Annotated in this window: 12 protein-coding genes; 1 reads left to right on the plus strand and 11 read right to left on the minus strand. The window is 59.8% G+C overall.

Annotated features, from left to right (window positions below; translation table 11 throughout):
- Positions 1 to 9 precede the first annotated feature (9 nt).
- The 11 genes from hflX to ndk all read right to left on the minus strand — a co-directional run bounded on the left by hflX (position 10) and on the right by ndk (position 10,797).
- Positions 10 to 1,182, minus strand: a complete 1,173-nt coding sequence (gene hflX / locus BLR25_RS19590) for a GTPase HflX (protein WP_091940290.1) — start codon at positions 1,180 to 1,182, stop codon at positions 10 to 12.
- A gap of 76 nt (positions 1,183 to 1,258) precedes the next feature.
- Positions 1,259 to 1,498: an RNA chaperone Hfq gene (gene hfq / locus BLR25_RS19595; RefSeq protein ID WP_091940292.1), complete on the minus strand. Its 240-nt coding sequence runs from the start codon at positions 1,496 to 1,498 to the stop codon at positions 1,259 to 1,261.
- A gap of 83 nt (positions 1,499 to 1,581) precedes the next feature.
- Complete coding sequence (der, locus tag BLR25_RS19600) at positions 1,582 to 3,096, minus strand: ribosome biogenesis GTPase Der (protein ID WP_091940294.1); 1,515 nt, start codon at positions 3,094 to 3,096, stop codon at positions 1,582 to 1,584.
- Positions 3,093 to 4,232: an outer membrane protein assembly factor BamB gene (gene bamB, locus BLR25_RS19605; RefSeq protein ID WP_091940296.1), complete on the minus strand. Its 1,140-nt coding sequence runs from the start codon at positions 4,230 to 4,232 to the stop codon at positions 3,093 to 3,095. Before bamB ends, der begins: the two co-directional genes overlap by 4 nt.
- Positions 4,233 to 4,235: 3 nt before the next feature.
- Positions 4,236 to 4,922, minus strand: coding sequence for a YfgM family protein (locus BLR25_RS19610; RefSeq protein ID WP_091940298.1), 687 nt, complete (start codon positions 4,920 to 4,922; stop codon positions 4,236 to 4,238).
- Complete coding sequence (hisS, locus tag BLR25_RS19615; protein WP_091940300.1) at positions 4,922 to 6,217, minus strand: histidine--tRNA ligase; 1,296 nt, start codon at positions 6,215 to 6,217, stop codon at positions 4,922 to 4,924. The genes BLR25_RS19610 and hisS overlap by 1 nt, the downstream gene beginning before the upstream one ends.
- A complete protein-coding gene (gene ispG, locus BLR25_RS19620) occupies positions 6,214 to 7,470 on the minus strand; it encodes a flavodoxin-dependent (E)-4-hydroxy-3-methylbut-2-enyl-diphosphate synthase (RefSeq protein ID WP_245715618.1) in 1,257 nt (418 codons plus the stop codon). The genes hisS and ispG overlap by 4 nt, the downstream gene beginning before the upstream one ends.
- Positions 7,467 to 8,468 (minus strand): RodZ domain-containing protein, encoded by a 1,002-nt coding sequence (locus tag BLR25_RS19625; protein ID WP_091940302.1) that lies wholly within the window; start codon positions 8,466 to 8,468, stop codon positions 7,467 to 7,469. Before BLR25_RS19625 ends, ispG begins: the two co-directional genes overlap by 4 nt.
- A complete protein-coding gene (pilW, locus tag BLR25_RS19630; protein WP_091940304.1) occupies positions 8,465 to 9,262 on the minus strand; it encodes a type IV pilus biogenesis/stability protein PilW in 798 nt (265 codons plus the stop codon). Before pilW ends, BLR25_RS19625 begins: the two co-directional genes overlap by 4 nt.
- Positions 9,259 to 10,353: a dual-specificity RNA methyltransferase RlmN gene (gene rlmN / locus BLR25_RS19635; RefSeq protein ID WP_091940306.1), complete on the minus strand. Its 1,095-nt coding sequence runs from the start codon at positions 10,351 to 10,353 to the stop codon at positions 9,259 to 9,261. The genes pilW and rlmN overlap by 4 nt, the downstream gene beginning before the upstream one ends.
- 15 nt (positions 10,354 to 10,368) lie before the next feature.
- A complete protein-coding gene (gene ndk, locus BLR25_RS19640) occupies positions 10,369 to 10,797 on the minus strand; it encodes a nucleoside-diphosphate kinase (RefSeq protein WP_091940308.1) in 429 nt (142 codons plus the stop codon).
- Between the two features lie 284 nt (positions 10,798 to 11,081).
- On the opposite strand from ndk, the gene BLR25_RS21105 reads away from it, so the two are divergent.
- Positions 11,082 to 11,795 (plus strand): cytochrome c3 family protein (locus BLR25_RS21105; protein ID WP_176785994.1); only part of this gene is annotated, 714 nt, incomplete at its 3' end.

The following is an 11,795-nucleotide window of genomic DNA, read 5'->3' on the forward strand; positions in this document are numbered from 1 at the left end:
TACCAGAAATCATAGGAAAAAACCTGGGTTATCATCCGATTCATCGCCAAGCGCTTCGGCGTCACTGTGTGACGCGACACGATTTGACCTGGCCTTCTCCAGTGCGATCTCGGTCAAGGCTTCGCGCAGCAAGGGCAACCCGTCGCCGCACTTGGCGCTAACACGCACTCGATCGATTCTACCATACTCATCCCGCTCGACTGACGGCGGAAGACCTGTCAAATCAAGCTTGTTGAGCACGATCAACTGGGGCACGTCGCTCGCCCCGATTTCCTTCAGCACCTTGTCAACTTCGCGCATCTGCTCTTCCCTGACCGGACTGGCCGAGTCAACGACATGAAGCAGAACATCGGCGTGCGCCGTCGCCTCCAGCGTGGCATGGAATGCAGCCACCAGCGCATGCGGCAGGTCGCGGATAAAACCAACCGTATCCGAGACAACGATATTGCCGGCCTCGCCGAGCCAAACCTTACGCGAGGTCGTATCGAGGGTGGCGAACAACTGATCGGCCGCATAGGCGCCGGCATGGGTCAGCGCATTGAACAAGGTCGACTTGCCGGCATTGGTGTACCCGACCAGCGACACGCTCAACGACTCGCCTCGTACCCGTGCCTTGCGTTGCACGCCTCGCTGCCGCTCAAGGCGCGACAGGCGCTCCCTGAGCAGTTTGACTCGCTTGCCAAGCAGGCGCCGGTCCGTTTCGAGCTGGGTTTCGCCAGGTCCGCGCAGACCGATGCCGCCCTTTTGCCGCTCTAGGTGCGTCCAGCCTCGCACCAGGCGCGTCGCCAAGTGATCGAGTTGGGCCAGTTCAACCTGGAGCTTGCCCTCCGCACTCTGCGCCCGCAAGGCGAAGATATCGAGAATCAGGCTAGTGCGATCGATGACGCGACACTGCAGACGCCGCTCCAGATTGCGTTCCTGCGCCGGCGACAACTCATGATTGAAGATCACGAGATCCGCATCATACGCACCGATTTCGGCCGCAACCTCCTCCACCTTTCCCTTGCCGGCAAACGTCGCCGCGTCGGGGCTACGGCGTTTGCCGGAGACCTCGGCGCATACGGTCGCACCTGCCGAAGCTGCGAGCAGGCGAATTTCTTCAAGCCGGTCGGGAATATCGTCGTAGCCGAGATCTAGCTGAACGATGATGGCACGTTCGCCAGACTCAGGACGATCGAACATTGGATGTAATTAACAAGGTCGCGACATGACGAAGGCTCGCGCCAGCGATACGGAGATGCCGCGAACGCTGGCTATCTTAGAGTTCTTCCCCGCTATCCTGATGAATATTGACCGGACGGGAAGGAACGACCGTCGAGATGGCATGCTTATAAACCATCTGGGTCACCGTGTTCTTCAAAAGAACTACATATTGGTCAAATGATTCCACCTGACCTTGCAGTTTGATACCGTTGACCAAATAGATCGAAACGGGAACATGCTCACGGCGCAGCACGTTCAGAAACGGGTCTTGTAACAATTGCCCTTTGGTACTCATGGTTCAACTCCATGTGTCGTTGTTGGTATTGGTGAGGCCAAGCTTAAAGGATTTCGGCCCGCTTTGCCAGCGCGAAACCGAATTCAGCCTTTCGATGTGCGCCCTTTTGCCTTTGCCGTCGCTGACTGACGCCGCTGCGGCGAACGCGTATCGGACGATTTGACCGCAGCCGCCGCTTTTGGTTTCGCGCCATTAGCCTTCGGTGCAGACGAACGCGCCGGCTTCCCGGTCGCGTTTTCCTCGCGCTTCGGCTTTCGACGATTGGTCTCGGGCGCCTTGCGCTCGGCAAACGGATTCTCGGTCACGTTGTACTGGATCCGTAAGGGCGTGCCCTTGAGCTTGAAAACCTCACGGAACGTGTGCTCCAGATAACGCGTATAGGAATCGGGAATGCGATCGAGCGCATTGCCGTGAATCACAATGACAGGTGGATTACGTCCGCCCTGGTGCGCGTAACGCGGTTTCGGACGGAAGGCTCCGGTACGCGGTGGCGACTGCCGGGCCACCGCATCGATCAACGCCCGCGTCAGCCGCGGCGTCGACAAATCTGCCGTCGCCGCCTTGTAAGCTGCATCGACCGAGCGGAAAACCGTGTTCAGCCCCTGTCCATTCAGCGCCGAGACATAATGGAAATTGGCGAAATCGAGGAACTTGAACTTGGCCTCGAGCGCGCCCTTGATCTGCTCGCGCTGATACGCGTCCAGTCCGTCCCACTTATTGACCGCCACCACCACGGCACGCCCCGACTCAACGACGAATCCGGCGATGTGCGCATCCTGGTCGGAAATATCCTGGCGCGCGTCCAGCACCAGGATAACGACATTAGCATCCTCGATCGATTGCAACGTCTTGATGACGGAGAATTTCTCGATGGTTTCAAAAACCTTGCCCTTGCGCCGCAGACCGGCCGTATCGATCAGCGTGTAGCGTTTGTCCTCGCGTTCGAAATCGACATAGATCGAATCGCGCGTCGTGCCCGGCAAATCAAAGGCGATGACGCGATCCTCGCCGAGCAAGGCATTGATCATCGTGCTCTTGCCGACATTGGGCCGGCCGACAATGGCCACCTTGAGCGCATGATCCTCGGTCGCGTCTTCGTCAGGCTCTGCGTAAGGCTCAAGCACCTCCTCGATCAGGCTGCGCACGCCTTCGCCATGCGTTGCCGACACAGCTACCGGATCGCCCAATCCGAGTTCATGAAAATCGGCGACGACGACACCGCGATTCAGGCCTTCCGACTTATTGACGGCAACGAAGGTCGGACGGTTGATCTTGCGCAGCTTGTTGGCGATTTCCTTGTCCAGGGCCGTCACCCCGACGCGCCCATCGACCAGGAAAATGACCGCATCCGCCTCGGCCACCGCCTGCTCGGTCTGGCGTGCCATCTCGTGCATGATGCCGTCTTTGGCCAGGGGCTCGAAGCCCCCGGTATCGACAACCAGATAGGCCTTGCTGCCGAGCTTGCCGTGACCGTAATGCCGATCGCGGGTCAGGCCCGGCATATCGGCGACCAAAGCGTCGCGGGAGCGCGTCAAACGATTGAACAGCGTCGATTTGCCCACATTGGGGCGCCCGACAAGAACGATGGTTGGTTTCATTCAGCCTCTATGGCAAAAACACCGCCGTCGATCGTTTGCACCACGACTGACGACCTCAGCGAACGGATCGGCGCCCGAACGGGCGAGCCGTCTGTCTTCACCCGTGTGGCAAAGGAGCCGTCTTCGCGATTCAAGAAATGGACGACGCCCTCGACGTCGGCGACAACGACGAACCCTCGCAGCACAGTCGGCGCCGACACTTTGCGCGTCATCAGTTTGTCCTGCTTCCAGAGACTCGCGCCGCTGGCCAAATCGAGCGCGTGCACCGCGCCCTTATCGTCGGTCACGAACAAGGTCGGCCCATCGATGGCGAGACCGAGCGCGCTCGACATATCGCGCGCCCAGACCTGCTGGCCGCTGCCCAACTCGAAGCAGGCAACTCGGCCTTGATAGGCCACCGCGCAGATATAACGTCCGGAAATAACCGGAGGACTCGTGATGTCGGCGACGCGGTCGAGTTCCGTCACGCCTTTCGGCAAGGCCACCGCACCTTCCCACACCGCCGCGCCATTGTTCGGACTGACGGCGATCAGTTTGCCGCCGGGAAATCCCGCCATCACCAGCTTGCCATCAATGATCGGCGCGCCGGTCGAACGCACCGACAGCGCCGGGATGGGACGTTGATAAATCCACTTCCGCTTCCCATCGGTCGTGTCAAATGCCGCGAGCCGGTTATCGCCACTACGGACGACGACCAAGCCATCGCCAATCGCCGGCGGTGCCAGCACTTCGGCTGTCGCCCGGGCTTTCCATACCAGCTTGCCATCGGCGCTATTGAAGGCCAGCACATCGCCCTTCAACGAGCCCACCACAACCAGTTGCTCGTCCGCACCGACACCGCCCGACAGCGGCATACCGGCATCGATTTTCCAGACCAGCTTGCCGTCGTCGATCCGCGCTACCGTACCCCCTACCCCAGCCGCGTACACCGAATTGCCGACAACCGCCGGCGAAAACACATACAGATCGCCCTTGCCGACCCGCTCGCGCCAGACCACACGCGCATCGGCTGTCGGCTTGATCGACGGCAATTCCGCCATTTTCGGCGCACTGCTGGAGAACGGATTGATAGCATCCAGCACTGAACAGCCGCCAAGCAGCGTCGCAGCACAGGCAATGACGAAGTATTTTTTCATCGCTTACTTGCTTCCCCCGAGGGCATCGAGCTTTTGCTGAATGATTTCGCGATAGATCGCGTTCGACTGCAACTGCCAACTCTGCGAATTGATGCCCTTGCCCGTCTTGTCGACTTCACCCAGTTTGGCAAGCGCCGACTGGTAAGCCTTGACCGCATCTTCCTTCTTGCCTTGTGCGCTCAACAGATCACCGCGCGTATCGGCGAAACGCGGTTCAAAGGCCGGCGTCACGCTGCCATCCAACTGCTTCAGCGCTTCGTCGTAGGCCTTTTCGTCCAGCAACAGCGCGGCCAGACGCAAGCGGGCGAGATCGCGGATTTCGTCTTTGCCCTTGTCGGCCGCCCATTGCAACTGCGCCTTGGCCGATTTCTGATCGCCGCTATCGATCATCACCCGCGCCGCCGTCAGCGCGCCCAGCGGGGCGTAGCTCGTCCGCCCGAATTTTTCGACCAATTCGCCGCTGGCCGCCTTGACGCGCTGGGTATCGTGCTCCAGAACCGCCTGTTGCAGTACGTGATAGATCATCGACGCCTGGCCCGACTGGCTGCGCTGGTACCAGTTCCAGCCCTGCCATGCCAGCACGGCCACAGCTGCCGCCGTCGCGACATTGATCAGCAGATTTCCATGCTGCTTCCACCAGGCCTTAATTTCGGCAAGTTGTTCCTGCTCTTCAAGATCGTACGCGGCCATCAGCTTTCATCTCCGTCAATAACTGCATTCATGATTTCTTCAGCAACCTTATCGATACCGACGCGCTTCTGCGCCCGCTCGGCGTCGCCATTATCGCGCAAAGGCTTGAGTGTCACTTGCCCGGCATTCGCCTCATCGTCGCCGATGATGACGGCAAACATCGCCCCCGAAGCATCGGCCTTCTTCATTTGCGCCTTGAAGCTGCCGCCACCGCAATTGAAGAGCACGTCGATCCCCTGATCGCGCAAGCCCTCGGCAACGCGCGGCGCCAGTCGCGACGCCGCTTCGCCCTGATAGACCAGATAGACATCGACGCATTCCGGCGTCGGCTCGCCGCCCGATTCGCGAATCAGCGTCACCAGACGCTCGACCCCCATGGCGAAGCCACAGGCGGGCGTCGGCCTGCCACCGAGTTGCTCGACAAGACCATCATAGCGTCCACCGGCGCAGACCGTTCCCTGTGCGCCGAGTTTGTCGGTCACCCACTCGAACACGGTCAGGTTGTAATAATCGAGACCGCGCACGAGGCGCGTGTTGATTTCGTAAGGAATACCGACGTCGCGCAGCACCTGTTGCACGCCCTCGAAATGGGCCATCGATTCCGCGCCCAGATGCGCCATCAGTTTCGGCGCACCGGCGATCATTTCCTGCATCGTCGGATTCTTGCTATCGAGAATACGCAAAGGATTGGTGTAGAGCCGCCGACGCGCGTCCTCGTCGAGCACGTCCTGATATTTCTCGAAGTAGCTCACCAATCCGGCCCGATACTCGGCACGTTCATCGGCCTGACCGAGCGAATTGAGTTGCAGGCGGATACCGTCCAGGCCCAGATCATCCCAGAGACGGGCGCCCATGACGATCTGCTCGGCATCGATATCGGGTCCGGCAAAACCGAAGGATTCGACACCGACCTGATTGAACTGCCGATAGCGCCCCTTTTGCGGACGTTCATGACGGAACATCTGCCCCATGTAATAGAGCCGCTGCGGGCGCTGGGCCGCCAGGCTGTGCTGAATGACAGCCCGCACGCAACCGGCCGTACCCTCGGGACGCAACGTCAATTGCTCGCCATTCAGACTGTCTTCAAAAGAGTACATCTCCTTTTCGACGATGTCGGTGACTTCGCCAATGGCGCGCTTGAACAGCGGCGTTGGCTCGACGATCGGCAGACGGATCGGCTTGTATCCATAGCTCTTCAGCCATGAACGGACCGTTTCCTCGAAAAGTTCCCACAACTCGGACTCTCCGGGCAGGATGTCATTCATCCCGCGCACGGACTGGATCACCTTGCTCATGATGCGTTTCGGCTCTTTCTCTGGTAAGTACGCGCCACGTAACGATCAACGATGGCGACAAATTCGGCGGCAATATTCTCGCCGCGAAGGGTGACCGTTTTCACTCCATCCTCGAACACCGGAGCTGCGGGCGTTTCCCCCGTCCCCGGCAGACTGATGCCGATGTTGGCATGCTTGCTCTCGCCCGGCCCATTAACGATACAGCCCATCACCGCCAGGGTCATGTTCTCGACGCCGTCGAACTCGACGCGCCATGCCGGCATACGGTCACGCACATGATTCTGGATGGTCTGCGCCAGCTCCTGGAACACTGTGCTGGTCGTCCGTCCGCACCCCGGACAGGCCGTCACCATCGGCGTAAAAGCACGCAACCCCATGGTCTGCAGCATTTCCTGGGCAACGACGACTTCCTGCGTGCGCTTGCCACCCGGTTCGGGTGTCAGCGACACGCGAATCGTATCGCCGATGCCTTCCTGCAAGAGCACGGCCATGGCCGCCGTCGACGCGACGATGCCTTTCGACCCCATGCCAGCCTCGGTCAAGCCGAGATGCAGAGGATAATCGGCACGCCGCGACAACTCCCGATAAATCGCGATCAGGTCCTGTACGCCCGAAACCTTGCAGGAAAGGATGATGCGATCGCCCGCCAGACCGTATTCCTCGGCTTTCGCCGCCGACTCCAGGGCCGAGGCGACCATCGCCTCGCGCATCACGCCGATGGCATCCATCGGCGTCGCGCTGCGCGCATTGGCGTCCATGATCCGGGCCAGCAATTCCTGATCGAGACTACCCCAATTCACGCCTATCCGCACCGGTTTGTCGTACTTTCCGGCAATCTCGATCATCTGCGCGAACTGCTCGTCACGCTTTCTGCCGTGCCCGACATTCCCCGGATTGATACGATACTTGGCGAGAATCTTCGCGCACTCGGGAAAATCCGCCAGCAATCGATGTCCGTTGTAGTGGAAATCGCCGATCAGCGGCACATCGACATCCATGCGATCAAGCTGCTCGCGAATCGCCGGTACGGCTGCGGCAGCCTCCGGCGTATTTACCGTGATGCGAACCAGTTCGGATCCGGCGCGCGCCAGTTCGGCGCATTGAATCGCCGTTTTCAGCGCGTCCGCGGTATCGGTATTGGTCATCGACTGAATTACCACCGGCGCACTGCCACCGACGGTAAGCGCGCCGACGCGCACAGCGCGTGTCAGGCGTCTTCCGGTTGTTGTATTCGAAATGTCGTCCATCATCATTCAAGCGTTATCCGGGCAACATCATCCTTGCTGCGCCGCGATGAGAGGTCGACCGGCTTTCCCTTGTATTCGAGGGTCACGCCGGCGGCATTGCCGACGATCAGCGAAAACGGCAGCTGTCCGCTAATTTCACGCTGCGCGCCCGCCGGACTCAACTGCGAAAAGATCACCTGCCCGCTACCGTCCTTGATCTCAACCCAGGAGGGTTTGGCGAAGACGAGCTTCACGCCTCCCGTCGCCGACGATGCCTTAGCTGGGGGCGGTGCGACTGAAACCGCAGGTGCTGCCACTGCCGTCTGAGTTGGGGCCACCGCGACAGGCGCGGTGGCGCCTGGCGCAGCTGCAGGGGTTGCCGGAGCAGTCTCCGTCGAAGCGGAAGGAGCAGCCATCGCCGGCTCCGCTGCGGGCTCGGCTGCCTTGCGCTCCGGCTCCGCTACGGCCGGCGCTTCGCTCTGCGAACCGCCAAAGCGCTCCTTCACCGCCAAATACGTCGATTGCATGAAATCGGACGGCAGGAAGAAATAAACCAGGATCGCGACGACCAACACCAACAGGCCGCTCACCACCCGTACATAGTCGCGACGCTCGACCCCGTGTTCGCTCGGGACCTTGACGTTGATGCTGGTCGGCACGGAGAGCTCCTTGGACTGCGGCTTGGCAATCCGGTCCAGTGCCGCCATGAGTTCAGCCGCATTGAGTTCTACCAGACGCGCATAATTACGCACGAAACCTCGCGTGATCGTCGTGCATTTGAGCCGATTCCAGTCGTCGCTCTCGAGGTCCTCAACCTGATGCTGGCTCAGTTTCAGACGTCCGGCCACATCGACCACCGTCATACCCCTGGCTTCGCGCGCCGTACGCAATCGCTGGCCGACGGACGGCTCGGGTGCGGCGTCCTGCGTTGCCTCCTCGACAACCGTCTCGACGCCGGGGGACGAGTCCTGCTCGGGCTCGACCGCCTCCGTCTTGACCTGCGGCGAATCGCTTTCCGCGTTCATTCAAAATTTCCTTTCAACAGCATCTGAGTTTCTTGAGAATCCGGATACTTCCGCCTCAATTGAGAGGCAAGGCTGGCTTCAGCCGTCGCATCGCCGAGTCGCCGCTCGACGCGAAGCAACAGCCACAACACTTCCGCCGAAGGTTCTTGCGAGCGAACGATGCTCATCAACTGCGCGCGTGCCGCATCGACATTTCCACGCTGGTAGCTGATATTCGCCAACTGAAACAATGCTTGCGGATTATCGGGCGAGAAGCGCAGCGTCTTGCGCACATAAGCCTCTGCCGTATCCAGTTCACCAAGCATTGCATGACAGGCGCCGGCATTGAGATGGGCTATCTCCGGCGTCATATAAAGCGGGTTGCGAATCGCCTTTTCGAAATAGGGAATCGACTCCCGTACCTTACCGGTATGACAGAGATACCATCCGTAATTGTTGTTGATTTCCGGATCTTTCTCGTTCAGTGAAAGCGCCCGCCTGAAGTCCTTTTCCGCCGAGTCGAATTCGCGAATATGGTAAAGCGCGAGACCGCGGGTACTGTAGGCAGGGGCATAGTCAGGGTCGATCGAAATGGCGATGGTCAGTTCCTCGAGCGCCACGATCAGGTTGCCGCTCTGGAAATAGAGCGATGCCAATTCCGTATGAAGTTTGGCACGGGTCCGATTGTCCTTCGGCACTGCCGGCTGCGCCGCCTCGGGCATGTACACCGGCGACGGACTTTGCGCCCGGACGAACGGAACGCTCACTACCGTCGCCAAGAGAAAAACGAAGAGGGATCGGAAAATCGTCGTCACGAGCGGACCTCCCGAATCGGAACGACGGACTTTGCCGTCCGCCGTGTCTTATCCTTGATTTGACCCGCCAACTGACCGCAGGCGGCGTCGATATCGTCACCGCGCGTCTTGCGCGTTGTCGTCACCACGCCCGCCGCCATCAGCACCTCGGCAAACTGACGGATGCGCGGCGTCGGCGAGCGCCGGAAGGGGGATCCCGGAAACGGATTGAACGGGATCAGATTGAATTTGCACGACACGTCGCGCGTCAAGGCCAACAGTGCACGGGCATGCGCGTCGCTGTCATTGACCCCGTCGAGCATGACATATTCGAAGGTAACGAAATCGCGCGGCGCCTTCTCGAGATAGCGCACGCAAGCCGCCATCAATTCGCGCAAGGGATACTTGCGGTTGATCGGTACCAGATCGTCGCGCAGCGCATCGGTCGGCGCATGAAGCGACACGGCAAGCGCCACCGGACAGGCATCGCGCAAGCGATCCATCATTGGCACAAGACCCGAGGTCGACACGGTCACGCGCCGCCGCGACAAGCCGTAGGCATTGTCATCGAGCATCAGGCGCAAGGCGGAGACGGTGTTGTCGAAGTTGGCCAGCGGCTCGCCCATCCCCATCAGCACCACATTGCTGATAACGCGCTCACCCTTGGGGTCAACACCGAGTGCCCGATTGGCCTGCCACAGTTGCCCGATGATTTCGGCGACCGTCAGGTTGCGATTGAAGCCCTGCTTCCCGGTCGAACAGAAAGCGCAATCGAGCGCACATCCGGCCTGGGTCGACACGCACAGGGTCCCGCGATCGTCCTCTGGAATGAACACCGACTCGACGGCGTTGCCATTGCCGACGTCGAAGAGAAATTTCCGTGTCCCGTCGTCGGAGAGTTTGTCGGACACGATGCCTGGCGGCACGACACTGGCCACTTGGACCAGCTTTTCGCGCAACGACTTGGCAATATCGCTCATTTCCATGAAGTCCGTCTGCCCGAAACGATGCATCCAGCGCAACAATTGCTTGGCGCGAAACGGCTTCTCGCCGAGTTCGGCGAAGAACCCGGTCAAGGCGGCGGCATCGTAATCGAGCAGATTGACAGTCATGAAACGAACGCCTGCTTAGCGACCCGAATAGACGTTCATCGCCGGGAAGAAGAAGGCGATCTCGACTTGCGCGGTTTCGGGTGCGTCGGAGCCATGCACGGCATTGGCATCGATCGACTCGGCGAAATCGGCGCGGATCGTTCCCGGAGCGGCCTTCTTCGGATCCGTGGCACCCATCAGGTCCCGGTTCTTGGCGATGGCATCTTCACCCTCAAGAACCTGAATCATCACTGGGCCCGAGGTCATGAACTTGACGAGATCCGCATAGAACGGACGCGCCTTGTGCACGGCATAGAACTCACCGGCTTCCTGCGCCGACAGCCACGCCATCTTCGCCGCGATAACTTTCAGGCCGTTGGTCTCGAAACGGGAATAAATCTTCCCGATTACATTCTTGGCAACTGCATCAGGCTTGATGATGGAAAGGGTACGTTCGATTGCCATGAGGATTCTCCTTATAAAAACCTACTGTGGTAATGCCGCAATAACGTCACGGATAACCTGCCATTGTATCAAAGTGCCGACAAAGGCTCCATGCCGGCTTTAGCCCGATGCGGAACCGACAGGCTTGCACTCAGTTCGCCCAGCCCCGGCAACGACCACCCACCGGCGCGCAGCCCAAACACAGACACAAAACCAATGATAATCAGCAGCTTACAAAAAACGACACTTGCATTCCGAAAACAAAGCCAATACCATGCGAACCTCGTCAAACCACAGGAGGCAGTATGCCGTCACTACCGCTTGGCCAACGCATACTGGGCGCGATAGGCGCTTTATTCCTGCTGGCGTCGTTATCATTGCCGGCAGTTGCGGCGGAGGGTGCTGAAGGGCCGGCTGCAGTGGTGCCGGCGGTAGCGCCGACAGCGGGTCCATCGGAGAAGGTTCGCGAGGCGAACGGCGAGTGTTTTGCCTGTCACTCCGAAGCCGGCATCAAAGCGCCGCCCAAAGAGGGAATGGACCTCAAGAAGCTCAAGGGCCTGCTCCAGGATCCGGCGCATTTCTATGGCGCCGATCACCAGAAGCTCCTTTGCACCAAGTGTCATAGCGAAGGCTATGACGATTTCCCGCACGAGCCCAACGCCAAGGAATCGACCGGCACTTGTACCGACTGTCATTCCAAGAAGGCCAGCATCATCGAGAAACAGTTCGACAAGTCCGTTCATGCCGAACTCAGTGACACCATCACCTGTACCACCTGCCACAACCCCCATCTCATGCGTGTTGCCGACAAGCTCGGCGACACCCGCAAGATCGTCGCCCAGGACAATCGCGTCTGTCTCGACTGTCACGATTCCGAGGAGCGTTTCGCCAAGTTCGCCCCCGAGAAAAAGAAGCGTCCGCAGATCGACGACATTCACGACTGGTTGCCCAACACCCGTCTGCACTGGAAGGCCGTCCGCTGTGTCGAATGCCACACCCCGGCCGTCGCCGCCGGCGAG

Source organism: Propionivibrio dicarboxylicus (assembly GCF_900099695.1).
In the GTDB taxonomy this organism is placed as follows: Bacteria; Pseudomonadota; Gammaproteobacteria; order Burkholderiales; family Rhodocyclaceae; genus Propionivibrio; species Propionivibrio dicarboxylicus.